The following is a 26,696-nucleotide window of genomic DNA, read 5'->3' as shown; positions in this document are numbered from 1 at the left end:
CCTGGCTAGCAAGCGGGGCATCGTTGCCGTCGCGCCGCGGGGCACGAAGCACGTAAACACGCTCGATCAGCGACCCGGACCCTTCAGGTAATCGTCGTCGGAGACCTTCTCCATCCACGTCACCGGCGACCCATTTTCACTTTCCTGAACGGCGATGTGGGTCATCCCCTGGGTCGGCGTGGCGCCGTGCCAGTGCTTCTCCTTGGCAGGGCAGAGCAGGACGTCGCCGGCATGGAACTCGAGAACGGGGCCACCCTCCACCTGCGTCCAGCCCACGCCCTCGGTGACGATCAGCGTCTGGCCGAGCGGATGCGTGTGCCATGCGGTGCGGGCCCCTGGCTCGAAATGAACGCGGGCACCCGAGACGCGCGAGGGTTCTTCGCGCTGGAAGAGCATCGTCACCGTGGTTTTGCCCGTGAAGTTCTCGGCGGGTCCATCGACCGTCTTCTGGTCGGCCTTGCGATTGATCTCGGTCATTCTAGGTTCCTTGTTGTTCTTGGCCGCAGAATGGTCGCCGCAAGCGAGGAGGATTTACAGCCGGGCAGCCGAGCCCCGCCTGAGCTGAACCGTCGACGTGTCGCACGTCATGCGCCGCCCTCCAGCGCGGCAAGGAAAGCGTCGTGGGTCATCGGACGGGAGAACATCGGGAAGTTCTGCGTGACCGCCGCTTGCTGCTCTGCAGCGCTGAGGGTCGCGGTGCAGTCGGTTAGCGTCACGACGCCGAACCCACGCTCATACGCGGAGCGCATGGTCGACTCGACGCAGCAGTTGGTCAGGAAACCTGCGATGGCGAGATCGGTCATGCCGCGCTGACGCAGGATAAAATCGATATTGGTGCTGGCGAAGCAATCGAGACCGCGTTTGCCCTCGATCACGATGTCGCCATCGACCGGCGCCATGGCATCGGCGATCGCTGCGCCCCAGCTCCCTTTCTGAAAGGCCTGCGCCTGCTTGATGCCGGCGAGAATCCCATAAGGATCCGCCGGCATTTCGGGGTAGCCTGCGGCAAAGCTGATTGGCGCGTGCATCACTGTCACACCGCGGGCGCGCGCCTGTTCCACGACGGCGCGGCTGTGCGCCAGCATGCCGGTATCGGCCATCACGGCCTTCACCGCGTCATGCTGGGCGCCGCCTTCGCTCACGAAGTCATTCTGGTACTCGATCAGCAACAGGGCGGTGGTGTCGGGTGTCATCGTCATTCTCCATTCGCCCCGGGCGCGGCGTGGCTCACGCCACCGCCGGCAGCCGGTCTAGATGCTTGTCGAGGGTGAGGGGGTAGTCGCGGATACGAACGCCGGTTGCGTTGTAGACGGCGTTCGCCACTGCTGCGCCGACGCCGCACAGGCCGAGTTCGCCGATACCCTTGGCCTTCATCGGATTGGCCTTGTCGTCGGCTTCGTCGAGGAAGATCACTTCCTGGTGCGGGATATCGGCGTGGACCGGCACCTCGTAGCTGGCGAGGTCGTGGTTCACGAAGAAGCCGAAGCGCTTGTCGACGGCCAGTTCCTCCATCAACGCACTGCCGACGCCCATCGTCATCGCACCAATCACCTGGCTGCGCGCGGTCGTCGGATTGATGATGCGCCCGGCCGCACAGACCGCCAGCATGCGGCGCAGGCGCGTAGCGCCGGTGTACATGTTGACCCCGACCTCCACGAAATGGGCGCCGAACGTGGACAGCTGCCAGGTCTTGTCGAGGTCGCCGAACTCCACTTTGTCTTCCGCGGCCAGTTCGCCCGCAGACGCCGCCTGTCGCAATGCGGCCGACCGGTTGCCGCTGGTGACCCTGCCGCTGTCGAACACGGCATCTGCCGAATTGTAGCCAAGCCGTTGTGCCACTGCGTCGCGCAGCTTCACGCAGGCGGCATAGACGCCTGCGGTGGAGTTCGCGGCACCGAACTGGCCGCCCGAACCGGCGGACACCGGGAACGTGGAGTTGCCGAGCTTCACGATCACGCTATCGGCCGGCACCCCCATCATTTCCGCGGCTGTCTGCGCTATGATGGTGTAGCTGCCGGTTCCGATGTCGGTCATGTCGGTCTCCACCGTCACAACGCCATCCGTGCCCAGCCGCACGCGCGCGCCCGACGGCATGTTCATGTGGTTGCGGAATGCCGAGGCGACCCCCATCCCGACGAGCCAACGTCCGTCACGCACCTGTGCCGGGGTCGCGTTGCGCTGCGACCAGCCGAAACGCTGCGCGCCCTCGCTCAGGCATCGAACCAGCTGTCGCTGCGAGAAGCGCCGCTTGGGGTCCTTCGGATCGACCTGCGTGTCGTTCTTCACGCGGAAGGCGATCGGATCCATGCCGAGCTTCTCCGCCATCTCGTCCATCGCAACCTCGAGCGCCATCAGGCCCGGGGCCTCGCCCGGTGCTCGCATCGCATTGCCTTCCGGCAAATCGAGCACTGCCAACCGCATCGACGTCAGGCGATTGGCACCGGCGTAGAGCAGGTTCGTCTGAAGAACGGCAGCCTCCGGGCTGCCATTGGGTTGGTCACCCGAACCGCTCTGGTGGGCGATCGCGGTAATCGTGCCATCCTTGGTCGTACCAATCCGGATACGCTGACGGGTGGCAGGACGGTGCGTCGTGTTGTTCGCCATGAAAGGCCGGCTCATGGCGACCTTGACCGGACGACCGGCTGCCTTTGCACCGAGTGCTGCCAGCACCGCATCGCTTCGCAGGAAGAGCTTCCCGCCAAAGCCACCGCCGATGTACGGCGACAGGAAGGTGACCTTCTCCTTGGGCATGTTGAGCGTCGTGGCAAGATCGGTGCGGCCCCAGTCGATCATCTGGTTCGACGTCCAAACCGTCAGCGCATCGCCATCCCATGCCGCGATCGATGCGAACGGTTCCATCATCGCATGGCTGTGATCCGGCGTCGTATATTCGGCGTCGAGCTTCACCGCTGCCGATGCGAAAGCCGTTTCGAACTTGCCGACGCGGTCCTCACCCTTGCCGGGTTTGTCCGCATCGGTCAGGGGCGCTGTCTTCAGGGCCGCATCGAGATCGAACCGGCCGTTGGTCCGCACATAGTCGACCCGCACCAGTGCGGCAGCGGCCCGTGCCTGCTCGAACGTCTCTGCGACGACGACGGCGACCGCCTGATGGTAATGGTCGACATCCGGGCCGGCCAGCAGCTTGACGGTGTTGTACTTACCCTTGCCGAGCTTGCCCACGTCGCCCGAAGTCACGACCGCGACGACACCGGGCGCTGCCTTGGCGCTTGCTGTGTCGACGGCGTTTATGCGCCCTTTGGCGATCGCGGCGCCCACGACATAGCCATAGGCAACGTTCTCGATCTCACGATGATGCTCATAGGCATACGGCGCCGTGCCGGTTGTCTTGAGCGGGCCATCAATCCGGCTTCTGGCCTGTCCGACGACCTTCATGCGATCGACCGGGTTGGTTGTAGCGGGCGTTTCAAACTTCATGGGATTATGCCTTCGCTTCGGCGAGGACGGAGGCGAGCGCGCGTGTGGCGAGCGGCAGCTTGAATGCGTTGTCCTTTGTCGGCGTTGCGCCCTGGAACGCGCGCGCCGTCACCGCAGCGGCGCCGCGCGGTAGTAGGGCATCGGCCGCTTCGACACGCCAGGGGCGGGGGGCGACGCCACCAAAGGCGACGCGTCCGGTGCCGTCGGGCTGGATCACCGCGGCGACGGATACGAGTGCATAGGCGTACGAGGCGCGATCGCGCACCTTCTCGTAGAAATGCTTGCCGCCCAGCGGCTTCGGCAACGTAACCGCGGTGATCAGCTCACCCTGCTTCAGCACGGTGTCCTGCTCAGGCTTGTCACCCCACAGCCGATGGAAATCGGCAATCGGGATCGAACGGCGCTGACCGGTTGCATCGACGGTCTCGACGACCGCGTCCAGCACACGCATGGCGACGGCCATGTCGCCCGGGAACGTTGCGATGCAGCTGTCGCTGACGCCAATGACGCCGAGCTGGCGTGAATATCCGCCGATAGCGGCACAACCCGACCCCGGCTTGCGCTTGTTGCACGCCATGTTGGTGTCGTAAAAATACGGGCAGCGCGTCCGCTGGAGCAGGTTGCCCGCGGTCGACGCCTTGTTGCGCAGCTGGCCTGACGCGCCCGCGACGATCGCACGGGTCAGCACGCCATAATCGCGGCGGACGCGCTCCTCGGCCGCCAGATTGGTATTGGTGACCAGCGCACCGATGCGCAGGCCGCCTTCCCGCGTTGCCTCGATCTTGTCGAAGCCGAGATCCTGTACGTCGACCAGATGCGTTGGCGTTTCCACCTCGATCTTCATGAGATCGAGCAGGTTCGTGCCGCCCGCGATGAACTTGGCGGCCGGATTCGCGGTGACGGCGCGTGCCGCTGCGCTCGCATCCTTGGCGCGCTCGTAGGTGAAAGCTCTCATGCCTTTGCTCCCGCGACTTCGGCCATGGCTTCAGCGATGTTCGAATAGGCACCGCAGCGGCAGATGTTGCCGCTCATGCGCTCGCGCATTTCGACGTTCGTCGCGGTCGGCTTCGCGGTCAGGTCGCCCTGGACGTGGCTGGGGACACCGCGCTTGATCTCGTCGAGCACCGCGACTGCGGAGCAGATCTGACCGGGCGTGCAGTAGCCGCACTGATACCCGTCATGCTTCACGAACGCCGCCTGCATCGGATGCAGCTTGTCCGGCGTGCCCAGGCCCTCGATCGTCGTGATCTCGTCGCCCTCATGCATCACCGCCAGGCTGAGGCACGAATTGATGCGAACACCGTCCACCATGACGGTGCAGGCACCGCACTGGCCATGGTCGCACCCCTTCTTGGTGCCGGTGAGATGCAGATGCTCGCGCAGCGCATCCAAGAGTGTCGTGCGCGGATCCAGCGACAGCTCGCGCCGCTCGCCGTTCACCTTGAAACGAACCTGCATTGCGGGCGTGGGCGGGGAGGGGGCGATGGCCATTGGCGCAGCGGATACAGGAGCGGCGACAAGCGCTGCGGTGGCAGCGCCAGCGGTCAGCACGCCGCGGCGCGATAGCTCCAGTTCGGAGGTCTCCGGCATGGGTATGTGTCCTTCCTGCCCGGAGCATCCCCGGACTATTGTTCAGCCAGCGGCCGTCGTTCGGCCAGCGGCAACGCCGCGCAGCTGTTATAACGCGCGCGGTTCGCAATCGCGCGCTGACTGACGCTCAATGAAACGGTGCACTCCACTCACTGACCACCCGACTTGCCGGGTTGCAGCAGCCTGCTCATAGGCTTGGACAACTTGCGCCATGACCGAGAGAGCAAGTGTGCGGGGGTCACGTGACGCTGCAAGAAGACCTACAGGGCCAACGATATGCTCGACAGCTGATCGCTCGCCGCCCGCCGCCAGCAAACGCCGTTGACGCTCCTCATGGGTCTTTCGGCTTCCCATGGCGCCGATAAAGAAGGGTTCGCCGTCGATCGCCTGAAGAAGCAGTGCGGTCTCCCAATCATGGTCGTGAAACAGCGTCACGACTGCCGTCCAACGATCGATCGTCAGATGCTCGGAGCGGCCGAGAGTGCGCAAAAGGTGCGCTTCAATGCCACGGCTGCTCGCTTCATCGACGAGACTGCTCTGTGGGGTCAGAATGAGGGTTTGTGCGCCATAGGCCGCCGCGGCGTCGTGAAGCGCCATCGGCTCGGCACCGTGCCCGAGGATGGCGACACGCAGGTCCGGGTCATGCCGGATACGGAATTCACCACCGATCCATCCAGCCTCGTCCATTCGAGCTGCCGGCGCAGCGACGAAGGCGCCGCTCTCGGTCAATCGAAGCGTCACCGGCCGGCGCGTCTCCAGCATCGCGATAGCCGCTGTTAGCTGGTCGATGGTGGGCACGGGGGTGAACAGAAGGTCGATGCCGCCCCCGCAGGGCAGCCGGATGTCGATGTAGCGCGAACCGGCACCGAAGCGCACTAGCCGTCCCTGTCGAGCGGAAAGCACATCCAGCGCCTCGGCGATAACCGCTGCCTCGACGCACCCGCCTGAAAAGGAGCCGACCGCAGTGCCGTCTTCCGCAACTGCCATATGCTCACCGGGTGCCCGGGCGGCGCTACCGGTGACGTCGGTCAGCGTCACCAGCACGGTGCCTTCGCCGCGAGCGGATCGATCCGCTAGAAAGCGAAGGATAGGCAGTGCCTGCTTCATGGGCTCAGATGATCCCCATCCGTTTGTCGAGCCGCGCGACCGCCAAGGCCGACAGGGTGGCAAGTACGAGGAGCCCGGCACTCGCCAGGAACTCAGGCGCGGGGCCCGCAGCATCGAACACGATGCCGCCCCCTGTGGCTCCAAGCGTGATCGCGAGCTGCACGATAGCGACCATCAGCCCGCCACCAGCTTCCGCGTCACCCGGAACGGTGCGGGCAAGCCAGGTCCACCAAGCCACCGGTGCCGCAGTACCCACGAAACCCCAAATGCCGAGTAGCAGGGCAACCGTAGCCGTCGAACCGCCGAAAAGTGCCAACGAGACGGCGACCGCCGCCATGATCGCAGGGATAGCGATCAGCGTACGGTTGAGGCCCGTTTCGATGACACGCCCGATCACCAGGGTGCCAATGAAGCCAGCGACGCCGATTACCAGCAGCAGCCCAGAAAGCATCGAGACGCTGACATGCGTCACCTGCTCGAGGAAGGGACGAAGATAGGTGAAGAGCGCGAACTGGCCGACGAAGAGTAAGGCCACGGTAATAAGCCCGAGAAGGACCGCAGGACGCTTAAGAAGCGCGAACATGCCGCGGGCGCTACCCTTGGTCGTCACCACAAGGGCGGGCAGGCTTATTGCCTGCCAGACGATCGCGGCAACGGCGACGGGCACGACGCAGAAGAAGGCGCCACGCCACCCGATCAGCCCCCCCATAAAACTGCCTAGCGGCGCCGCGATCACCGTCGCGAGAGCATTGCCGCCGTTCACGATCGCAAGCGCCTTGGCAACCGACTGCTCCGGGACCAGCCGCATGACCACCGACGTCGACATCGACCAGAAACCGCCGATCGCGACCCCAAGTAGCGCCCGCCCGCCCATCAGGATGGCGTAGTTCGGTGCGAAGGCCACGATCGCGCCGGAGACGACCAGCAACGCGGTCAATCCGAGAAGGGCCAGACGTCGATCCAGCGTGCCCAGGACAGTGGTGAGCGACAGGCTGGTGACGACCGCGAACACACCCGAGATGGCGATGGCCTGACCGGCTTGCCCCTCGGTCAGCGCCAGGGTCTGGGCAATCGGGCTCAGCAGACTGACGGGCATGAACTCGGATGCGATCAGCACGAACGTGCATAGCGCCATCGCGTAGACAGCACCCCAGCGTGCCGGTTTGTCGTCGTGGCCGGCTAGACCGGTCGATGCCGTGGCGGCGAGGCTCACCATGATCGTCTTTTCCTGTTGTCTCGGGGGCGCCCGAACCTGGCATGTGAGGGGGAACACAAGCGCGAGGTTCGGGCGCGCGCGGCCCGGTGTCGGGGGAGGACGGGCCGCGTACTCGGTGGATCTATGCCCCGGCCGCTGCAGCAACAATCCGGTCGCAGGTCCATGCAGCAGTGAGCGTTGCTCAACACAGCAGCGTCACGTCAGCTTTCCGGGTAATGGACCCGGTAGCGCAGCCACACGATACCGCCGTCAAGAATTACCTGCTCTTCGAGCGTCAGACGGGTGAGCGGAAGGAGGTCTGAGCCAGGCCGCTCGGGACCATCGAAGACCGCCGGCGCACCCGCGCTGCCGTCTACAGCCGGGACGATCATCAGGCTGATCGCATCGATCAGCCCGGCTTGTAGGAACGCGCCATTGATATGTCCGCCGCCCTCCAGGAGAAGGTGGTCGATACCAAGCAGATCGCCGAGCGTCGCGATCGCCTGCTCGAACATCAACTCGTCGACCCCGGCGAAAAGATAGCCGACGCCATCGCCGCGCAGGCCCGCAAGGTGAGCGTCGGATACCTGCTCCGTCAGCAGAACGACTATCGGATCGCCGCCTATATCGGCGCGACCCCAGGCGATCTTGCCGTGGGCGTCTGCGACAACGGCGTAGGCGGATGCGTCAGGTTGAGGCAGCCACGCCTCGCGCGGAAAACTCAGGTCCGTTTGTGGGGGATAGGCTTCGCCTGTGGCAAACTCCTGCGCCGTGACGCGCCCGACGATCCATGACCCGCCGCCAAGCCGGTCGTGAATCCGATCATAGGCTTCGTGGGAATGGGCATCGCGAGGCGACCAGCGTTCGGGCAAGATACGGCCATCAAGGCTGCTCGCCATGTGGCAGGTAATCCGTGGTCGCATTGATAATCCTCGCGTCTTCGCTTGACCAGATAACTCACCATCCGAGCTCTCGCGGCATGATGCATTCGCAACGCTACGTTGAGAACGAGTCATGGAAGCATGGCGAGAGGCAGCCGTTCTTTGCTCCTCTCGGCACCGCAACAGGCGGACGCCGGTCCATTCATCCAAAGGACAACTCATGCCGAACGCTGCACGCTTCACTAATAAAGTTGCTTTCGTCACCGGCGCCGCGAGCGGCATCGGTCGCGCCGCGGCAGTCGCTTTCGCGGCGGAAGGTGCGAAGGTCGCGATTCTCGATCGCACCGTCGATGCTCTCCAGGAGGTCGAAGCTGCCGTGCGCAACGCCGGGAGCGGCGAGGTGCTGACGATCGCAGCCGACATCTCGAAGCCGGAAGACGTCGAAGCGGCGGTCAAGAAGGTCGTCGACACATTCGGCCGCCTCGATGTGGCCTTCAATAACGCGGGTGTCGAGAACAAGGCGTTCCCGGTCGCGGAGATCCCGCTGGAGGAGTGGGATCGCATCCTCGACATCAACCTGCGCGGCACGTTCGTCTGCATGAAGCATGAGCTCGCGCAGATGGTGGCGCAGGGCAGCGGCGTGGTGGTCAACACGTCCTCAGGCGCCGGGATCAAGGGTGTTCCTGGTGGCGCCGCCTACGCGGCGTCAAAGCACGCGATCATCGGCCTCACCAAGTCGGCCGCGCTCGATTACGCCAAGCAGAACATCCGGGTGAATGCGGTCCTGCCGGGCAATATCGAGACGCCCATGATGGACCGCTTCACGGATGGCGACATCCAGAAGGCGATCGATCTTGAGCCGGTCGGCCGGCTCGGCAAGCCCGAGGAGATCGCCGAGGCGGTCCTTTGGATGTCATCGGATATGGGCGGGTTCGTCACCGGCTCGGCGATCGTCGTCGACGGCGGTTGGTCCCTCTGATCATGCGAGCGCGATCGGTGTCGACCGGGAACATTGAGTTGATGCCGACCGCCTTGGCGGTGGCATCGGTCGCGCTGGCGAGTTGCGGGCAGGCAGGGTCGTCGCGGCAACCCACCGCGACAGCCCCATCCCATACTCCAGGGATTACGAGTACGCAGAGCACGCCGATGATTGAGATCGTAAGCGGGGCACAACGCTGGCAGGTTCGCTTGGCCAATAGCCCATCGGCGCGAGACTTTCGTGCCCAATTGCCTCTGAAGCTGACGCTGAAGGATTATGCCAGCACGGAGAAGGTCGGTGACTTGCCGCGCAAGCTTACGCCGGACGGGGCGGCCGCGGCAATCACGCCCGTCAGGGGAGACGTCACGTTCTACGCGCCCTGGGGCAATCTCGCGATCTTCTATAAAGAAGGCCATCATTCTCCGGGCTTGGTGCGTCTTGGGCGCATCGAGGGGGAGATAACTGGACTTAGCGGGTCGGGAACGCTAGAGGTGACGATACACGAACTGCCGTAGCGCAGGCCATTTGTTGACGCATCAGCCCCGCACGTTCGCTCGCAATCGCTCTACAAGGAGTGAGAACGCGGCGGACTGCTGCCGCCTGCTCGGGTAATAAAGATAATAGCCGGCAAACGGCGGTGTCCAGTCGGAGAGGACTTGGCGAAGTGCGCCGCTTGCAAGATGGGGCACGGCTTCGTTCTCGTTGACGAACGCCAGACCGAAGCCGTCCATAGCGCCGCGTAAGACCATCCGGGGGCTGTCGAAAATCAGCGAACCCTCGAGTTTGATCCTGACCTCATGCCCGTCCTTCTCAAGCTCCCACGAATAGATCGTATTGGCGCTTAGGAGTCGCAGATTGACGCCCCGGTGGGATATTAGGTCCTGCGGTGTTTTTGGGACCCCGTGTCGATCCAGGTAAGAGGGTGCCCCGACGATTATTAGACGCAGATCTGGACCGATCCGCACTGCGATCATATCCTTGGCCACCGCTTCGCCGATCCTGACGCCGGCATCGAACCGGTGGTCGACGATATCGGTCATGCGCTGATCGATGCTAAGCTCGACCTCGATCTCAGGGTACTGCGGAAGCCAATCTTTCAGGACCGGCCACAGCACGGTGTCGCAAGCGTGCTCCGACGCCGTGATCCGGATTGTGCCCGATGGTGTCTCCCGGAGGTTTCCGACGGCCCTTAGCCCCTCCTCGATATTCTCCAGAGCCGGCGCAAGCCGCGCCAGAAGACGCATCCCTGCTTCGCTGGGCGCGACGTTGCGGGTCGTTCGAATGAGCAAGCGGATGCCGAGCCTCGTCTCGAGACGGCGAAGCGCATGGCTCAAAGCCGACTGCGACATGCCCAAACGCGCTGCCGCCTTCGTGAAGTTGCATTCCTCGGCGATAACTGAAAACGCGTGGAGATCGTTCAAGTCGTCCCGTTGCACGTTCCGCGCTGCCCCTTTGATCAATCTTGTGAACTGCGGCCGCAAAAGCGTCATCAATCTATGATTACCGTGCATTAGCACAGAGAGGCGCCGCTGAGCAAAGATCGAGCGCACCCGTACTTCGTCCTCAGGCTCCTTTCAGGCGTGGAGGGCGATCAGACCATGCCAAGCCAGCCGTTCGTTACAGCGTCGTTGGGTCGCGCAGCTGCTGGGTTGCCCCTGTTTCAAGCTGCAGCGACCTCCCCAACGCAAGCGCCGCCTGATGGGCCAGTCCCCATCCGCCGTAGAATGCGGTATGAGCCAGCGCTTCGCCGAGCTGCTCGGTCGTAACGCCCAGCGCGATGGCGCGGCTAACGTAGAGGGGGAAACGCTCGGTTTGCCCCAGAGCTGCGAGCGCAGTTACGGTGGCTAGGCTTCGATCTCGAGGTGCAAGGTCCGGCCGCCGCCAAATCTCCTGATCAAGGAGGTCGCGGCTAAAATGTGCAAGGGCGGGGGATACGCTTGCCACTTCGCTTCCAATGTACGCATCTTGGCCAACGCCGTCCGGGATGGCTGTTGAAGGCAGCAGATCCAGCTCGCACGGTGCGAGAGCGTCGCGGCCGATACCTCGTGACGCAAACACGTCCTTAATCACTGCCAACGCCCCGACGGCGGACGGCCAGCCCGCGTAGAAAGCGAGATGCACCACAAGCTCCGAAACTTCGACGGGCGCCACGCCGCTGTCGAGAGCCTTGTTGGTATAGTACGGATAGGCTTGCGCCGCGTTACGAGCGATGAGGGTCGCGAGTGTCACGATCGCACGATCTCGTGTCGACAGACCAGGGCGGTGCCAAAGCTCGTCAATTATCCGATCGCGGGTGTAGGGGGCGAGCGGTGGAGCAACAGCGTCCAGCATGGCGAACATCGCCGAGTTCACATCGTTGGATTCCGTCATCGCCTCTGTCCGTCCTTATCGCGGATCGTGCGGTCTTCCGAAGGTGTGATGAGCGGGCGGAGCAGCGACTTACGCTGCAAGCGCCCGCGCACACCTTGGACGGCGTACGCCTAGTTAGTAGCGGTCCCGGCAAATTTCGCCGCAACCTCTGCAACGCGCTTGCCGAGGTACGCAGCCGTTCGCAGATCGCTGTCAGGCGGGGTAACATCGGCGGGCGCGTCGTCGGAAAAGGCCATTGCACCCAGCCAACTGCCGACCCGATTGAGATCGCCGTCGCTCTTGCCTGGAAATAGATCGAGCCCAACCCAGATCATGCCGTGCTGAGCGGCGAACAGCGCCATGGAAACGAGCGAGTTCAGCTTGTCGCCATGCATAGAACCCGAGTTGGTGAAGCCGGCCGCGATCTTGTTGCGCCACTTCTGCGGGATCCAGGCGGTGCGGGTCGACTCCTCCATAAAGGTTTTTAGCTGCGCACTGACAAGACCATTGTAGGTGGGTGATCCGAAGATGATGGCGTCGCTTTCCTCGAGCGCCTTCCAATCAACCGCGCCGTCGCGCACCGCCATGAGGGTTGCCGTCGCTCCCTCCACCTCTTCCACGCCCTTGGCGACATGCGCAGCAAGTTTGGCGGTGTGGCCAAAGCCGCTGTCATAAACGATGGCAACCTTCATTTTGCTATCCTTGTGAGAGTACGCCTCACCAGATAGTGGGTCCCCTACTTTTACAGAGGCGACATTTGGGCTATTCAGTGTAGCCTGCCAGGATACAGAGTGGACGATGCGTCAGAGCTTCGATGATGTGCCGGTTTTCGTCGCGGCGGTTGAGGCGGGCAGCTTCGCTCGAGCGGCGGAGCGGCTGTCGTTAACCCGCTCCGCGGTAGGAAAGGCGATCGCACGTCTGGAGGACCGGCTCGGGGTTCGCTTATTCCTGCGGTCGACCCGATCGAGCATCCTGACCGAGGAGGGTCAGCTCTATTACGAACGGTGCCAGCGTGCGATCAACGAATTACGCGCGGCTGAAGTCATGCTCGAAAGCGGACGTCACGAGGTGGTCGGTCGCCTTAAGGTCTCTGCTCCAATCATTTTCGGACGAAAGAAGATCGCGCCGCTGCTCCTTGACCTGGCGGAGCGGTATCCAGCGCTCGAGCTTGACCTTCGATTTAGCGACACAGTTGTCGATATTGTGGGTGGTCGCTTCGACATCGCCATCCGCAACGGTGGGACAAGTGCTGGTGCTGGGCTCAGTACCCGCCGGATAGCAACTCAGACCAAGATTGCCTGCGCCTCTCCCGCTTACCTTCAACAACGAGGAACGCCCCAGACGATCGATGATCTCGCCGAGCACGATGCACTTGTGTACTGGCGCGGTGACCAGCTGTATGCATGGGCATTCAACGATGCCAGTGGGCAGCCGCAGGTCGCCACTCTGAAATGGCGGCTCCAATTTGATAGTCAGGATGCGATCGTAGACGCCGCTCTGCGCGGCCTCGGGGTCGCACTGATGCCAGACTGGCTCGTCGAAGATCACATCCTTGACGGGTCGCTGGTCAGGCTTCTTCCCGATGCGATCGCACCCCCTTTGCAGACCTATGCCGTCTGGCCGACGATGCTGCACATGCCGCCGCGGCTGCGTGTAGCACTGGACCATCTTGCGAATAACCTGATGGGCAGCTGACGAAGGCTGCCATCGTGCACTGCGTATTAGCTTGGCTCCTGCTCACAACACGCAGCCAATCGCGATCTATGAACGATTTGCATAATCTCATGCCGATCACGGTACCTTATCCCCAAAACCAGGGATGCCACATCGTGGAGGTAGCAGGCCTGAATCCGTCAGGCGAAGCGGAGCGTTTGGCATGCAGATCTCAACCGATAAACACAGCCCAGGTCTTAGTTGAAGTGCGCTCGAATAGCGCTAGAGTGCCGCACCCTTCGATGCAGCACGCGGACGGCCGTCAACCGATGATGGTCCTGGCCATTCTCAGCCTTTTGATGGCGTTCGCGTCGATATCGACCGACATCTATCTTCCGGCGATGCCAGCAATGGCTGCCGCCCTCCAGACATCTTCGGGCGTGCTCGAGTGGACGATTTCTGGCTATCTCGTAGGATTTAGTCTCGGCCAGCTAGCATGGGGACCGATTAGTGACCGGTTCGGTCGTCGCATACCAACGGCGATCGGGATCATAATCTTCGCGATAGGATCCGCTGGTTGTGCCACCGCCGACGGACCAGCAGCAATCGTCGGCTGGCGCCTCGTACAAGCGTTCGGCGCCTGTGCAGGGGTTGTTCTATCTCGTGCGATGGTGCGGGATCTCTATGAAGGCGACCGAGCGGCCAGCATGCTATCGACCTTGATGATCGCCATGGGCATCGCACCGCTTATTGGTCCGATCATCGGGGGACAGATACTTGCCATTGCAGGATGGCGAGCGATCTTCTGGACACTGGTCGGCGTGGGCGTCGCGACGCTGTGTGCACTGACCGCTCTGCCAGAAACGCTCGGCGCGGATCGGCGAAGCGAGTTGTCGTTTAGCCGGTCGCTCAAAGGCTACGGCGTCCTGCTTCGCAACAGTCGGTTCATGGCTTTTAGCTGTGCTGGCGGTTTCTTCTTCGCCGGCACATTTGCTTACGTTGCCGGCTCTCCCTTTGCCTACATCAGCTATCACCATGTCCCGGCAAGCCTTTACGGCCTTCTGTTTGGGGCTGGCATCGTCGGCGTCATGATCGGCAACCTGGTGAATGCGAGGCTGGTGACGCGCTTTGGCGCGTCGCGGATGCTCTCCATTGGCGCCGGGCTCGCCGCCCTGGCGGGCTGCGCACTCGCTGTCACAGCCTCTTCTGACATGGGCGGTCTGATAGGCCTCGTTGTGCCGCTCTTCGTGTTCGTGTCCATGACCGGCTTGGTCATCGCCAACTCCTTTGCGGGCGCTCTGGCCGACTTCTCAGAGATGGCCGGCAGCGCGTCGGCGCTGGTCGGCGCCATCCAATATGGCAGCGGCATGATCGGATCTGCACTGGTCGGCGCATTCGCTGACGGGACGGCCTGGCCGCTCGGGGCGGTTGTTGCGGTTGCAGGGGCCGGTTCGCTCGTATGTGCCATGTGGGCGCGGAATCTGAGCAAGGTCCGCGGCTGACTGCTCGTCTAGTAGCATGGCCGTTTGCCGCCACGATCTATGCACCGAGCACATGATAACATGCTGTTCGCCATGGCTAATCGATTAGCCGCGAACAGACTATTTCGAGGAGGACGAACAAGGAACTCCGATGAAAAGCCTCCTCAAAACACGCATAGCCCTGGCTGCCTTCCTAGCCGTGCTCAACCCTGTCGTCGCTGGTTCAGCACAAACGCTCGATCCCCTGGCGGTTCAAACGGCGTCAGGTCCTATCGTCGGCGTCTCGGCAAAAGGCTTGGATAGCTGGCTTGGCCTTCCTTACGCCAAGCCGCCTGTGGGACCGCTGCGTTGGCAGCCGCCCGAGGCGAGCGAACCGTGGACGGTTCTGAGGAAGGCAAACACGCTTCCTAGCAGCTGCTCGCAGAATTCAGACCTCGGCGTATTCGCCCGCGCCGGCGGCAGCGAAGACTGCCTGTACTTGAATGTCTACAGGGGCTCTGAGGTCGCCAACACGGGGCAGAAACTGCCGGTGTTCGTGTGGATCCACGGCGGGTCCCTTTGGGTCGGCCAGGGAGCGGATTACGACCCGGCCAAGCTTGCCGTCGACGGGAAGGCAATCGTCGTCACCATCAATTACCGACTGGGCGCCTTCGGCTTCTTTGCACACCCCGCGATCGATCGCGAGGGGCATGCTTTTGGCAATTACGGGCTGATGGATCAGCAGGCCGCGCTTCGCTGGGTGCAGCAGAACATTGCCGCCTTCGGCGGAGACCCCGCCAACGTCACGATCGCCGGGGAGTCTTCCGGTGGGAACAGCGTGATGGCGCACGTTGCGTCACCCACATCCGCCGGGCTGTTTCAGCACGCCATCGCGATGAGCGGCGCCGGCGTAATGACGCGCCATCCCGGCTTTGGCGCGCCGCGCCCGCTCCCCGTAGCAGAACAGGCTGGTGCGGGGCTCGCGAAAGCAGTCGGATGCGGACCTGACGATGTCGCATGCCTGCGGAGCTTGCCCACCAAGCGCATTCTCGATGCTCAGAGCCCGTATACGCTTAACGAGTTCGTTATCGACGGCCAGACCTTGCCGATCCACCCGGCCGACGCGTTCAGAACCGGTCGGGTCAACAAGGTCACGCTGGTCAACGGGACCACACGCGACGAAGGTCGCTTCTTCATCGCACTGCCCGAGCTGTTGACCGGGAAGCCGCTCACCGAGGGGGGGTACGCGACGGCACTCACCGGCCTGTATGGCACGAAGATGCTGCCGCAGGTCCTGCGTGAGTACCCACTGACGGAATATGTCTCGCCGAGCGAGGCCTACGCGGCAGCAAGCACCGACAGCATGTTCGCCTGCACCGCGCGGGCGCTGAACCGGTCGCTTTCCGACAAGATCCCCGTCTACGCTTACGAGTTCGGCGATCGGACGGCACCGTCTTACGTCGGCCCGATGTCGTTCCCAATGCTGGCCGCTCATACCTACGAACTGGCCTATCTGTTTCCCGGGTTCCGCGGTGGTGCCGATGTCACCATTACGCTCAACCCGCTGCAAACGAAGCTCTCAGACGAGATGGTCGGCTACTTCGCTCACCTCAGCCAGATCACATCACGCGAAAGCACGTGGCCGCGGTATGACGCGAAGAAGGACAACTTTCAGACCTTCTTGCTGCCGAACGCTCGGATGGTGTCGGGCCGATTTGCCACCGCACATCATTGCGACTTTTGGGACAAGTCCGGCCTCTACTGAGTTCGCACTTCTCTCCGATCCCCTCCCAGGCACCTGGATACATTCGATGACGAACTTTGGCTTTAATACGACGACTGACGAGGTGCTGCGCGGCATCGATCTGACTGGGACTTTGGCGCTCGTCACAGGAGCATCTTCCGGCCTAGGCGTCGAAACCGCGCGCGCGCTCGTGGCCCACGGGGCGGAGGTCATCGGTGCCGTCCGCAATCTGGCCAAAGCCGATGCCGCCACGGCATCGGTCCGGGAGGCCGCCGAGAGCGGCGGTGGACGGCTGGAGCTGGTCGAAGTCGATCTCGCCAACTTGGTTAGCGTCCGCACCTGTGCAGACCTACTAATTGCGACGGGTAGATCGCTCGACCTCGTGATCGCCAATGCAGGTGTCATGGCTACGCCCTATGGGCTGACCAAGGATGGCTTTGAAACGCAGTTTGGCACCAACGTCCTTGGCCACTTCGTTCTGGCCAACCGCCTCGCGCCATTGATGCGGGCCGGCGGCCGCCTTGTTATGCTTTCGTCCGCGGCACACGGCATCGCTGATGTGGATCTGGAGGATCCCAACTTTGAGCGTGCGGACTACGAACGCTGGACGGCTTACGGCCGCTCCAAGACTGGCGATGCGCTAATTGCTGTCGAGTTCGACCGCCGCCACCGAGATCGCGGCATACGAGCGGCCGCTGTTCATCCCGGCGGCATCAGGACAGAGCTGCAGCGCCACTATAGCCGAGAGGAGGATGAGGCACTCGTCGCCTCGATCAATCGCACCAACGCCGCGGCCGGCCTGCCGCCTTTTCAGTGGAAGACCGTCGAGCAGGGCGCCGCGACCACGCTATGGGCGGCAGCCGTTGCCGATGCTGACATGATCGGAGGCCAGTATTGCGAGGATTGCCATGTGGCGCCGGTCAGCGACGGCGAGGGCATTGCTGGTGGCGTACGCCCTTACGCCGTCGACCCGAAACGTGCGCAGGCGCTTTGGGAAAAGGCCGAGGAACTCGTCGGCGAGCGGTTCTGACTGGCGGCGTCCGCCCTGCGAGAATCGACTAAGGGATTAGCGACATGAAGACGCGCATTCTTGGCAAAAACGGCCCGGCAGTCTCCGAACTCGGTTTCGGTGCGATGGGTCTGTCATACGGCTATGGGCCTTCGATCGATCGCAGCGAAGCGGTGACGTTGCTTCAGGCGGCGTACGACCTTGGCATCACCTTCTTCGATACCGCCGAGGCTTATGGCACGGAAAACGAGGAGTTGGTGGGCGTGGCGCTGGCGCCGGTTCGCGACCAGGTGGTCTACGCGACCAAGTTCGGGTGGAAGGACGGCAATGCCCGTACCGGTGATCTGGATAGCAGCCCCGCACGCATCCGCTTCGTGGCCGAGCAGTCGCTCAGGCGGCTGCGCACCGACAGGATCGATCTCTTTTATCAGCACCGGGTTGATCCGAACGTACCGATCGAGGAAGTCGCTGGCACGGTGAAGGACCTCATTGCCGAGGGCAAGGTGAAGCACTTCGGCCTCTCCGAGGCAGGTGTCGGCACCATTCGCCGTGCGCACGCGGTTCTACCCGTCGCGGCATTGCAGAGTGAATATTCGATGTTCACCCGCGATCCCGAGGCCGACATCCTGCCGGTGCTGGACGAGCTTGGCATCGGCTTCGTGCCGTTCAGTCCGCTCGGAAAGGGCTTCTTAACGGGCAAAATCGACCAATCCACGACCTTTGCCGATGGCGATATCCGCAACACCCTGCCGCGCTTCCAAAGTGCGGCAAGAGCTGCAAATCAACGCCTGGTTGAGGCGATTGAATGGATTGCACAGGGTAAGAGCGTCACCCTCGCGCAGGTCGCGCTCGCCTGGTTGCTGGCGCAGCGACCCTGGATCGTGCCTATCCCGGGTACGACCAAGCGAGCCCGTCTCGAGGAGAACGCCGGTAGCTCCACGGTGGAGCTGACGCCACGGGATCTGGCGGCGATCAACGATGCCTTGCAGCACATCGCGATCACCGGCGAGCGGTACTCCGACCAAGCCATGAAGCTCATCGACCGATAGCTCCAAGGTGGGCAAACCCGCACGTGGCGGGCCGTCCAGCTGCGGGCGGTCACATGGCAGCATCGATCACCGCTTGGGAAATACCATGACGAGCCCACAAACGCGCCCGGCAACGTTCGCCGGCACAGCCATCATCGTTGGCGCTTCGCTTTCCGGTCTGATGACGGCGCTCAGCCTGTCGCGTATTGGCATGAGCGTCACGATGCTCGAGCGCTCGGACGACAATGGTCGCACCGGAGCCTCCCTATCCGCTGTTGAGGGCATGCTGGAGCGGCTGACGGGGAAACCGCCGACAGCGGATCAGCCGGCGATGCGCGGCGGGATACAGACATGGGTCGCGGTACACGATTGCCTGCGTGCCGCGGTCGACCGCGATCCCGCGATTGAGGTCGTCCATCATGCCCAGGTTCGCGAGCTGGGCCAGAATCAGCACCATGCATGGGCTGAAGCCTGCGACGGACAGGTGTTCGCCGCGGACATGGTGATCGGAGCCGACGGCTATCGAAGCGTGGTGCGTCGCTTTGTTGCCCCGGATCGACCAGACGCGAGCTTCGCTGGCTACCTGATCTGGCTCGGCATAAGCGACGAGACGGCGATCTCACCGCCGTATCCCAGCGGCTTCGCCTACCATGAGGCTGAAGGCTACTGTTTCCTTGGTGCGCCACTGCCCGGGGTAGACGGCTCAACCGAGTCCGGACGACGTCGCGTTAGTTGGGCGTGGTACGACGGCGGGTGCGATACCTTGCTGAGGTCCACCGGTGCGGTGGTCGATCGTGTCGTGCAGCGGACGCTCAGGGCAGACGAGATCCCCGACGACATCTACGCGGAGTTAGCAGCGAAAGCGGAGCGGCTTTGGCCAGACCCGTGGCGAGAGGCCATCCACGACTGCGTGGCGCGGCACAGCATCATCGCGACTCCGACGGCCGAATATGTGCCCGAACGACTTGCCCGTGGCAGGCTCTGCTTGGTCGGAGACGCCGCGCATCTTCCGACGCCGATGACCGCAATGGGGCTGCGATCGGCGTTCGATGATGCCCTTGCGCTTGCCGACGCCATCTCGCTGTCGAACCGGGGCAATAGCTCGCTGCCCGAGACGCTCGCCTCCTATGAAAGGGCCAGGCTGACGATAGCGAAACAGATCGTGCTTGCCGGACGGAACTTCAGTCGTGATTTCATGCGTACGGCACGGTCCCGGCGCGTTGCCTGACGCCGGGACCCTTGATCGGGATTTGCCGGCGCGTGTCAGCTGCGTCCGGTCGGGTGCTCGGAGCCGTTTTCATAGGGCTGCTGGGGCTGTAGCTCGCTGCCTTCCACGCACCGCGCCCGTTGTCCCTGTCCGAAGTCGTCATAAGGATAGCCGGGCGCGATTGGAGCGCTGAGCTGATCCAGCATCCGCGTCGTCTCGGCGTCGAGCTCGAGATCGACGAAGCCGATGTTGTCGGTCAGATGAGCGAGCGTACGTGCGCCAACGATCGGCGCAGTGACGCCGGGACGATTGGCCAGCCAGCTAAGGGCAACATGAGAAGGGGGAACGCCAAGGCCGCGGGCGATACGGACCACCGCCTCGATTACCTCCCAATTCTGATCCGACTTGGCGTAGTCGGACGACGTCCACTGGTAGAGCGGCTTCTCCGATCCCGCACGCGTGTCGGACGCGGGCTTTTCACCCCGCTTGTACTTGCCGGTGAGAAAGCCCGATGCCAACGGCGACCAGGGCAGGATCGCCAGGCCGTTGTTGATGGCGGCCGGGAGCACCTCCCATTCCACCCAGCGCGAGAGCAGGCTGTACTGCGGCTGATGCGACACCGGTACGGGTGCACCCATCGCCTCAGCGGTCGATACGAAGCGCTGGAGTTCCCAACCCGAGAAGTTCGACAAGCCGACGTAATGGATCTTGCCGGCGCGCACCGCGTCGGCGAGGAAGGCAACTGTTTCCTCCATCGGCGTCGTCAGGTCGGACGCATGAAGCTGATAGAGATCGATCGTCTCGCGCCCGAGACGACGAAGCGAGCCCTCGAGCGCGCGGTGAAGGTGGCGCCGTGACAGGCCTAGATCATTGCCTCGACCCGGGTCCCCCATGCGGCCCTTGCTCGCAAGCACGACCTGATCGGTGATGTCCTGCGGGCGGGTAGCAAACCACTTGCCGATGATCTCCTCCGAGCGACCTTCCGCATAGACATCGGACGTGTCGAAATGTGTACCACCGGCCTCGACGAACGCGTCCAGGATAGCCAGCGACTCAGCTTCCGGTGTCTCGTCACCGAAATACATGGTGCCAAGCGCCATCCGCGACACCACCGTGCCAGAGTTACCGAGCTTCGTATATTTCATGGTCGTTTGCCTCGTTCTAGATGACAGGCCGGACATGGCCGGCGGTCTCTTCCAAACAACGGCTGCTAAGACCGGTACGACACATGCACAGATCGGCATGCGGTCATGCACTGCCCTCATGATGGACGCGCCAGCCAATACTCAAGCAAGAGCATCGATGCACACGGCACATAGCCTCATGCAGGTCCATGCATGAGGATGATCGGCAGGTGAGGCGTTGTATTTCGATGTAGCGACTGGCGCTGAACGGGCCGGACTGATCGAAGGAACGTTATATGAGGCTGGGCCCAGGTCAGGTGCAAATTCTCTTTGCACACCTTCAGCCACATCTGGTTGAGGGGAGCGTAACGGAGGAACCTGGTCGTATCGAGAGTTCCGCCAACGCGCTCATGCGGGCTGCGACGCGGCTGTCCATTCCCGTGACGTACGCACTGGTGCCCGGAGGCGACGGTGCCCCGTCCCCGATCGATCCAATTGCAACGTTCGCAGATGAAACGAACAGCTTCGTCGCCGACGTGGCGGCACCCTTTTTGGTCGATGCGCTTCGGCAGCGCGTCGATGCGTGCAAGCGACCGATCATGATCGTCTGCGGCATCGCGACGGAGGCGGCGGTGCTGCATTCGGTTATCGACGCAATCGAGGCGGAGTACCGCGTAATCGTGCCGATCGATGCGATCGGCAGCACCTCGGATCGCGCCGAGCGGGCGGCCCTCGATCACATCGGACGGGAGGGCGGCGAGATGATGTCTACGGCGACCATCCTGTCGATGCTGGCGCCCGATTTCCGGAGCGAACCAGGGGCATCGATGCTGACGCTGATCCAGTCGCTCAGTCAGCAGGACTGATGTCACTTTAGAACCCTTCCGTCTGCTCGTGGAGCTGCAAATGATTAGATTCTCAACGACAATGATCGGGTTGTTAGCGACCCTGTCGCTCGCCTCCGGCGCGCTCGGACAAGCCCGACCAAGGGCTGAAACGCCTGTCACTCGCGCGGGCGAGACGCCTGCGAAACCAGGTCCGGCCACGACCTTCACCGGCACTGTCAGTGTTCGACTGCTGGCGAAGCCGGTCGCGCCCGGACGAACGTCCATGGGGCTGGTCACCTTTAGTCCGGGTGCGCGGAGTTTCTGGCATACGCACCCGGCCGGACAGACGCTGTATGTGACGGAAGGGTGTGGGTGGACCCAGCAAGAGGGTCAGTCGCCGGCGCGGATCTGCGCTGGCGATACGGCAACAGTCGCGCCGGGTGTCCGGCACTGGCATGGCGCAACGGGGGACACCGCGATGTCGCACCTTTCGATCACAGAAAAAGTGAATGGTCGTGAGGTTGATTGGCAGGGGCCGGTCAGCGCTGCCGACTATCACGGTCCGGAAACACGCCGGTGAGCGGTGATGCGAACGAGGACGCAAAGGTTTCGCGACGCCGGGTCGTGGCAGGCGCCGCTTGCCTCGTCGCCCTGCCGGCAACCGGCGCCCAGGCGGCCTCGCCTGCGACATCGGACCAGAACAATACCGAGCATTGGAGAAGCACGATGGCCAACGAGCCAACCGAAGCACGCGAGGCTTTCGGAGATATCGCCCCGAAGTTGGCCGAAATTTCCGACAAGGTGCTGTTCGGCGACGTATGGCGCGACCCCGCGCTTTCGCCCCGCGATCGCAGCCTCGTCACGATCACTAGCTTGGTAGCGCTCTACCGCCACAACGAATTGGAAGGCCATATCAAGCGTGGTCTCGACAACGGCCTGACGAAGGACGAAATCGTCGCGGCTATCACGCACGTCGCCTTCTACGCAGGTTGGCCCACCGCGATGACCGGCCTGCAGGGTCTGCGAGAAGTTCTTAAGTCTCGGTGACGATCAATTGCCGATCGATTCAAGTAACCAGCGCGCAAGTCATGGCTGGTAAATCAGCACGGCACCTTTTTAGCAACAAGCTCTGCTCGAAAGACATCTTTCGTCGTTGCTACCAAACTCGGACAGGCGCCAACGTCGTCCGCCGTAGCATTCCTGAAGCGGCATCCGGTGCGCGCACGAGCGCTCCTCGCGCTCGACCCGGATCCACGGAGAACAGTTATGAACCCCAGTTACGATTTCAGCGGCAAAGTAGCCTTCGTGACCGGCGCAGGTAAAGGCATAGGACTGGCTGCTGCTCGTGCCTTTGCAAAGTCCGGCGCTTCCGTCATCCTGGCCGACGTGGACGCGGACGAGGTTTGCCGAACCGCCGCGGAAATCTGCGCCGCTGGCGGGCAAGCGATTGGTGCCGCCTGCGACGTCTCGCAGGAGGATCAGGTTGCTGCGGCGGTAGAACGGGCGGTGTCCACCTATGGCCGGCTCGACATCGGCTTCAACAATGCCGGTGTCCAGGCTCCCGCCTCCGACTTGGCGGATCAGCCCGCTGCTGACTTCGACCGCGTCGTCGCGATCAATCTTCGTGGTGTCTGGACCTGCATGAAGCATGAACTGAAGCACATGCGCGATCAGGGAAGCGGCGCGATCGTCAACTGTGCGTCAGTGGGCGGGCTCGTCGGTACGGCTGACCTGGCGGCTTACAATGGGACCAAGCATGGCGTCATCGGTATGACCCGTAGCGCGGCGCTGACCTACGCAGCTCGCGGCATCCAGATCAACGCCGTCTGCCCCGGCACGATCGATACGCCGATGGTTCAGGCAATGATGGAAACGCAGCCGGAAGCCATGGATGAGATCAACCGATTGCAGGTGATACGCCGTCTCGGGAAGCCTGAAGAGGTAGCGGCGGCTGTGCTCTGGCTCGCGAGCCCGGGCGCAAGCTTCGTCCATGGTGCCTACCTTGCCGTCGATGGCGGCTTCAGCGCGAACTGACCCGCTCAGCCGTCCCAGACCACCAGCTCCCGCGCGATGAAAGATTGCTGGTGAACATGAAGCATCCCCCATAGCCGTAACCCGCCACGCCGACAGCTCCAGCCACTTGCGGGGCAGTGAGCCTGCGTCCCGATCCGCGTCAAGCGGCGCCGCCTCCGACAACGTTGCGGCCGCACCCCTCATGGAGAAAAAATGATTAGCCAGCCGACCCTCACCCTGAACAATGACGTAGAGATGCCATTGCTTGGCCTTGGCGTGTACCAAAGTGCCAAGCAAGAAGCCGTTGCGGCCGTTCGCACTGCGCTAAGCGATGGCTACCGCCTGATCGACACCGCGGCAGGCTATTTCAACGAAGCTGAGGTCGGCGAGGGCATTCGGACGAGCGGCGTTGACGCCAAAGACGTTTTCGTCACCACCAAGCTCTGGATGAGCGACTATGGCTACGACGAAGCGTTACACGCTTTTGATCGAAGCCTGGGGAAGCTTCGGCTCGATCAGCTTGGGCTGTATCTCCTGCACTGGCCGGTGCCTGCCGACTTCGAACGAACGATTGCCTCCTACAAGGCGGCCGAAAGGTTGCTAGCAGACGGGCGCGTTCGTGCGATCGGAGTATGCAACTTCAGCGAGGCCGATCTCGAACGACTGATCGACAATGTGGCCGTCGTACCTGCGGTGAACCAGATCGAGCTCCATCCATACTTCAATCAGCACGCCCTGCGTGCCGTCCATCAGCGGTTCGGTATCGTCACGCAGGCTTGGTCCCCCATCGGCGGGATCAACGTCTATGCATCCAAAGGGCCGAACGTCCTCGAAGACCCGACGATCACCGCGCTGGCAAAGAGGTACGGTAAGACAAGTGCCCAGATCGTTCTGCGCTGGCATGTCGAACGCGGCACTTCAGCGGTTCCGAAATCGGTACGAGCAGAACGCATTGCAGAAAATATTAGTATCTTCGACTTCGCGCTCACTGCCGATGATATCGCATCCATCGACGCCCTCGACACGGACGAACGTAGCGGCCCTGACCCCGACACGGTCAACCAGCAGTCATTCGACCTCGTCATCGAGGACTGAACGCCGCCCCGGCGCGGCGGAGTCTAATCCGCCGCCTTCTTCCTAAGTATTTGAGGAAAGCATCATGCCGACGCGCTTTGCAGGCAAAAAGGTTGTAGTAACCGGAGCGGCTGCTGGAATGGGACGTGCGATCGCGACCGGCTTCGCTGCCGAAGGTGCGATCGTGGCGTTGCTTGATAGAGATGAGGCCGCACTTGCCGATCTCACGCGTTCGATCAAGGACGCGGGGGGGAACGGGCAGCCTTTCACTATCGATCTGGCACAAGCCTCGGAGATCGAGCGTGGCAGCCTTCAAATTGCAGAGGATCTCGGGGGTGTCGACATCCTAGTCAACAATGCCGGGATCTTTAGTAGCGCGGGCCTTCGTGACACCGACGCGGCGCTGTGGGACCGTGTGATGGGCGTCAATGTCAAAGCACCCTTTCTCCTATCTCGGGCACTGATGCCCGCATTGCAGGACGCGAAGAAGCCCGCCCTCGTTAATGTCGCCTCAGCCGCTGGGTTGGTGGGTGGGGCGGGTGGTTTAGCCTACACGACATCGAAGCACGCAGTCATCGGCCTGACACGGGCACTCGCTGTCGAGTTTGCGCCCAAAGTCAGATGCAATGCGGTCCTGCCGGGCACGACTATGACCCCAATGGCGAGAGCCGAGTATCCTGATCGGAGTGTTGCAGAAAAATTGGGAAGCGATACGGCTGCGGGGCGGTACGCGGAGCCAGAGGAAGTAGCGCGAGTGGTTCTGTTCGTGGCTTCGGAGGAGGCGTCGTACATGTATGGCGCTCAGGTAGTTGTAGATGGCGGTTGGACGCTGGTGTGAGGCTGAGGAACTTTCTTGGACATAGGCTTTCACCCATCGCCCTTGTAAATCCTACATGAGTCAGGCGCTACGCGCCGGAGAAGAGAATATGACCGATACGATCACAGCGAAGGCCGTGCTATACAGCGGCAACGGCGACTATGACGTAATGAGCGTTGGAGACCGTCCAGTGCGCGCGCCGGGGCTTGGCGAGGTCCGCATCCGTGTTGCCGCTGCTACAGTAAATCCGACCGACATCTTGCTGCGCGATCCCGGCCAAGGCAGCCTCAAACTTCCAATGACGCCGGGCATGGACGCTGCCGGCACCGTGGAGGCGGTTGGTGTGGGCGTGACGCGCCTTAACGTCGGCGATGAGGTGATAGCGGCGGTGAAGCCAGGACGGGACGAAGGCGGCGCACAGGCGTCGTATATCGTGGTACCCGAGGCTTCGGTGGTGTCGCAGCCGGCAGGCACGACGCCAATCGAAGCCGCAACGGTGCCTATGAACGGCCTTACGGCACTCTATGCCCTTGATCATGCCGCGCTGTCTCCGGGGCAGGTTTTAGCGGTAACGGGCGGAGCGGGCTGGCTTGCTTATCTGACAATCGTGCTTGCCAAGCAGCGTGGCCTAACCGTGGTGACCGACGCCAAACCCGAGGATGTCGATACCGTGCGCGGCTATGGCGCAGACATCGTGGTGCTGCGCGGCGACGGCTATGCCGATCGCGTGCGTGAGGCGGTGCCACACGGCGTCGATGCGTTGCTCGACACCGCGCTACTGGCAGAGCAGGCCTTCCCGGCGATCAAGGACGGGGGTGTTTATATTCCGGTGCGCGGGTGGAACGACAGGCCGGACGAGCAGCGCATCCACATTCGTCCGGTGCTCGTGCCCGAGGTGCTGGAGCGCACCGACTGGCTGGAAACGCTGCGTGAAACCGTCGAAGCCGGGCGGATCAAGCCCAAGGTAGCCGCCACCTTCCCAGTCGAGCAAGTTGCGGATGCACAGCGCGCGCAACTCGCTGGCGGCGTGCGCGGGCGGATCGTGCTTAGCTTCTGTTAGGCGCCTAAGGTTTGTGGTTCCACGCACTCAAAAGCGATCGGTCGATAACCGTTCAACGGCCAACCCTGTGCAGGCAGGTGATACCCCGCCTGACAGCGGTGTTTTCAGCCGCTCGTCTGCACCATTGAACATGTCGCATCGGTA

The 26,696-nt window shown here is 62.8% G+C and carries 27 protein-coding genes; 15 read left to right on the top strand and 12 right to left on the bottom strand.

Annotation, left to right across the window (positions count from 1 at the left end; genetic code table 11):
* Positions 1-66: 66 nt before the first annotated feature.
* From QBJ89_RS11105 to QBJ89_RS11070, 8 genes are all read right to left on the bottom strand, one after another.
* The gene (locus QBJ89_RS11105; RefSeq protein WP_277980561.1) at positions 67-477 is read right to left on the bottom strand and encodes a (R)-mandelonitrile lyase; all 411 of its coding nucleotides are present in this window, start codon (positions 475-477) and stop codon (positions 67-69) included.
* 107 nt (positions 478-584) lie between these two features.
* Positions 585-1,193, bottom strand: a complete 609-nt coding sequence (locus QBJ89_RS11100) for a cysteine hydrolase family protein (RefSeq protein ID WP_277980560.1) — start codon at positions 1,191-1,193, stop codon at positions 585-587.
* Between the two features lie 34 nt (positions 1,194-1,227).
* Positions 1,228-3,435: an aldehyde oxidoreductase molybdenum-binding subunit PaoC gene (gene paoC / locus QBJ89_RS11095; protein ID WP_277980559.1), complete on the bottom strand. Its 2,208-nt coding sequence runs from the start codon at positions 3,433-3,435 to the stop codon at positions 1,228-1,230.
* 4 nt (positions 3,436-3,439) lie between these two features.
* Entirely contained in the window at positions 3,440-4,390 is a 951-nt protein-coding gene (locus QBJ89_RS11090; protein ID WP_277980558.1) for an FAD binding domain-containing protein, read from the bottom strand.
* The gene (gene paoA, locus QBJ89_RS11085) at positions 4,387-5,025 is read right to left on the bottom strand and encodes an aldehyde dehydrogenase iron-sulfur subunit PaoA (RefSeq protein ID WP_277980557.1); all 639 of its coding nucleotides are present in this window, start codon (positions 5,023-5,025) and stop codon (positions 4,387-4,389) included. Before paoA ends, QBJ89_RS11090 begins: the two co-directional genes overlap by 4 nt.
* 87 nt (positions 5,026-5,112) lie before the next feature.
* A complete protein-coding gene (locus QBJ89_RS11080) occupies positions 5,113-6,132 on the bottom strand; it encodes an XdhC family protein (protein WP_277980556.1) in 1,020 nt (339 codons plus the stop codon).
* Between the two features lie 4 nt (positions 6,133-6,136).
* A complete protein-coding gene (locus tag QBJ89_RS11075) occupies positions 6,137-7,348 on the bottom strand; it encodes an MFS transporter (protein ID WP_277980555.1) in 1,212 nt (403 codons plus the stop codon).
* A gap of 200 nt (positions 7,349-7,548) precedes the next feature.
* Positions 7,549-8,250 (bottom strand): RibD family protein, encoded by a 702-nt coding sequence (locus tag QBJ89_RS11070; RefSeq protein ID WP_277980554.1) that lies wholly within the window; start codon positions 8,248-8,250, stop codon positions 7,549-7,551.
* Between the two features lie 178 nt (positions 8,251-8,428).
* Between QBJ89_RS11070 and QBJ89_RS11065 the strand changes: the two genes are divergently transcribed.
* Together QBJ89_RS11065 and QBJ89_RS11060 are read left to right on the top strand one after the other, a co-directional pair.
* Positions 8,429-9,187, top strand: a complete 759-nt coding sequence (locus QBJ89_RS11065; protein WP_277980553.1) for an SDR family NAD(P)-dependent oxidoreductase — start codon at positions 8,429-8,431, stop codon at positions 9,185-9,187.
* 167 nt (positions 9,188-9,354) lie between these two features.
* Positions 9,355-9,702, top strand: a complete 348-nt coding sequence (locus QBJ89_RS11060; RefSeq protein WP_277980552.1) for a cyclophilin-like fold protein — start codon at positions 9,355-9,357, stop codon at positions 9,700-9,702.
* Positions 9,703-9,723: 21 nt separating this feature from the next.
* Here QBJ89_RS11060 and QBJ89_RS11055 read toward each other — a convergent pair whose 3' ends face one another.
* The 3 genes from QBJ89_RS11055 to QBJ89_RS11045 all read right to left on the bottom strand — a co-directional run bounded on the left by QBJ89_RS11055 (position 9,724) and on the right by QBJ89_RS11045 (position 12,228).
* The gene (locus tag QBJ89_RS11055; RefSeq protein WP_277980581.1) at positions 9,724-10,623 is read right to left on the bottom strand and encodes a LysR family transcriptional regulator; all 900 of its coding nucleotides are present in this window, start codon (positions 10,621-10,623) and stop codon (positions 9,724-9,726) included.
* Between the two features lie 181 nt (positions 10,624-10,804).
* Complete coding sequence (locus tag QBJ89_RS11050) at positions 10,805-11,557, bottom strand: carboxymuconolactone decarboxylase family protein (RefSeq protein WP_277980551.1); 753 nt, start codon at positions 11,555-11,557, stop codon at positions 10,805-10,807.
* Between the two features lie 110 nt (positions 11,558-11,667).
* Positions 11,668-12,228 carry a flavodoxin family protein gene (locus tag QBJ89_RS11045; RefSeq protein WP_277980550.1) on the bottom strand — a complete coding sequence of 187 codons (561 nt, stop codon included), beginning with the start codon at positions 12,226-12,228 and terminating at the stop codon, positions 11,668-11,670.
* Between the two features lie 106 nt (positions 12,229-12,334).
* Between QBJ89_RS11045 and QBJ89_RS11040 the strand changes: the two genes are divergently transcribed.
* The 6 genes from QBJ89_RS11040 to QBJ89_RS11015 all read left to right on the top strand — a co-directional run bounded on the left by QBJ89_RS11040 (position 12,335) and on the right by QBJ89_RS11015 (position 19,658).
* Positions 12,335-13,231 carry a LysR family transcriptional regulator gene (locus QBJ89_RS11040; RefSeq protein ID WP_277980549.1) on the top strand — a complete coding sequence of 299 codons (897 nt, stop codon included), beginning with the start codon at positions 12,335-12,337 and terminating at the stop codon, positions 13,229-13,231.
* A gap of 287 nt (positions 13,232-13,518) precedes the next feature.
* Positions 13,519-14,691: a multidrug effflux MFS transporter gene (locus QBJ89_RS11035; RefSeq protein ID WP_277980548.1), complete on the top strand. Its 1,173-nt coding sequence runs from the start codon at positions 13,519-13,521 to the stop codon at positions 14,689-14,691.
* Between the two features lie 130 nt (positions 14,692-14,821).
* Positions 14,822-16,414, top strand: coding sequence for a carboxylesterase/lipase family protein (locus QBJ89_RS11030; RefSeq protein WP_277980547.1), 1,593 nt, complete (start codon positions 14,822-14,824; stop codon positions 16,412-16,414).
* Between the two features lie 46 nt (positions 16,415-16,460).
* Positions 16,461-17,423 (top strand): SDR family NAD(P)-dependent oxidoreductase, encoded by a 963-nt coding sequence (locus tag QBJ89_RS11025; protein ID WP_277980546.1) that lies wholly within the window; start codon positions 16,461-16,463, stop codon positions 17,421-17,423.
* Between the two features lie 44 nt (positions 17,424-17,467).
* Positions 17,468-18,451 carry an aldo/keto reductase gene (locus QBJ89_RS11020; RefSeq protein ID WP_277980545.1) on the top strand — a complete coding sequence of 328 codons (984 nt, stop codon included), beginning with the start codon at positions 17,468-17,470 and terminating at the stop codon, positions 18,449-18,451.
* 85 nt (positions 18,452-18,536) lie between these two features.
* Positions 18,537-19,658: an FAD-dependent monooxygenase gene (locus tag QBJ89_RS11015; RefSeq protein ID WP_277980544.1), complete on the top strand. Its 1,122-nt coding sequence runs from the start codon at positions 18,537-18,539 to the stop codon at positions 19,656-19,658.
* Positions 19,659-19,693: 35 nt separating this feature from the next.
* Here the strand turns inward: QBJ89_RS11015 and QBJ89_RS11010 are convergent, their stop codons facing one another.
* A complete protein-coding gene (locus tag QBJ89_RS11010) occupies positions 19,694-20,782 on the bottom strand; it encodes an aldo/keto reductase (RefSeq protein WP_277980543.1) in 1,089 nt (362 codons plus the stop codon).
* Positions 20,783-21,057: 275 nt separating this feature from the next.
* Here QBJ89_RS11010 and QBJ89_RS11005 point away from each other — a divergent pair, with 275 nt between their 5' ends.
* The 7 genes from QBJ89_RS11005 to QBJ89_RS10975 all read left to right on the top strand — a co-directional run bounded on the left by QBJ89_RS11005 (position 21,058) and on the right by QBJ89_RS10975 (position 26,552).
* Positions 21,058-21,627 carry an isochorismatase family protein gene (locus QBJ89_RS11005; RefSeq protein ID WP_277980542.1) on the top strand — a complete coding sequence of 190 codons (570 nt, stop codon included), beginning with the start codon at positions 21,058-21,060 and terminating at the stop codon, positions 21,625-21,627.
* A gap of 40 nt (positions 21,628-21,667) precedes the next feature.
* The gene (locus tag QBJ89_RS20215; RefSeq protein WP_431522531.1) at positions 21,668-22,168 is read left to right on the top strand and encodes a (R)-mandelonitrile lyase; all 501 of its coding nucleotides are present in this window, start codon (positions 21,668-21,670) and stop codon (positions 22,166-22,168) included.
* 146 nt (positions 22,169-22,314) lie between these two features.
* Positions 22,315-22,635, top strand: a complete 321-nt coding sequence (locus tag QBJ89_RS10995) for a carboxymuconolactone decarboxylase family protein (protein ID WP_277980540.1) — start codon at positions 22,315-22,317, stop codon at positions 22,633-22,635.
* Between the two features lie 219 nt (positions 22,636-22,854).
* Positions 22,855-23,622 (top strand): SDR family NAD(P)-dependent oxidoreductase, encoded by a 768-nt coding sequence (locus QBJ89_RS10990; protein ID WP_277980539.1) that lies wholly within the window; start codon positions 22,855-22,857, stop codon positions 23,620-23,622.
* 192 nt (positions 23,623-23,814) lie between these two features.
* A complete protein-coding gene (locus tag QBJ89_RS10985; protein WP_277980538.1) occupies positions 23,815-24,696 on the top strand; it encodes an aldo/keto reductase in 882 nt (293 codons plus the stop codon).
* A gap of 64 nt (positions 24,697-24,760) precedes the next feature.
* Positions 24,761-25,513, top strand: a complete 753-nt coding sequence (locus tag QBJ89_RS10980) for an SDR family NAD(P)-dependent oxidoreductase (RefSeq protein ID WP_277980537.1) — start codon at positions 24,761-24,763, stop codon at positions 25,511-25,513.
* Between the two features lie 88 nt (positions 25,514-25,601).
* Positions 25,602-26,552: a quinone oxidoreductase family protein gene (locus QBJ89_RS10975; RefSeq protein ID WP_277980536.1), complete on the top strand. Its 951-nt coding sequence runs from the start codon at positions 25,602-25,604 to the stop codon at positions 26,550-26,552.
* The last annotated feature ends 144 nt before the right edge of the window (positions 26,553-26,696 follow it).

It is taken from the genome of Sphingomonas phyllosphaerae, assembly GCF_029623345.1.
Classification (GTDB): domain Bacteria; phylum Pseudomonadota; class Alphaproteobacteria; order Sphingomonadales; family Sphingomonadaceae; genus Sphingomonas; species Sphingomonas phyllosphaerae_C.
The sequence above is the reverse complement of the archived record's forward strand: the minus strand, read 5'-3'. Positions and strand labels throughout refer to the sequence as shown.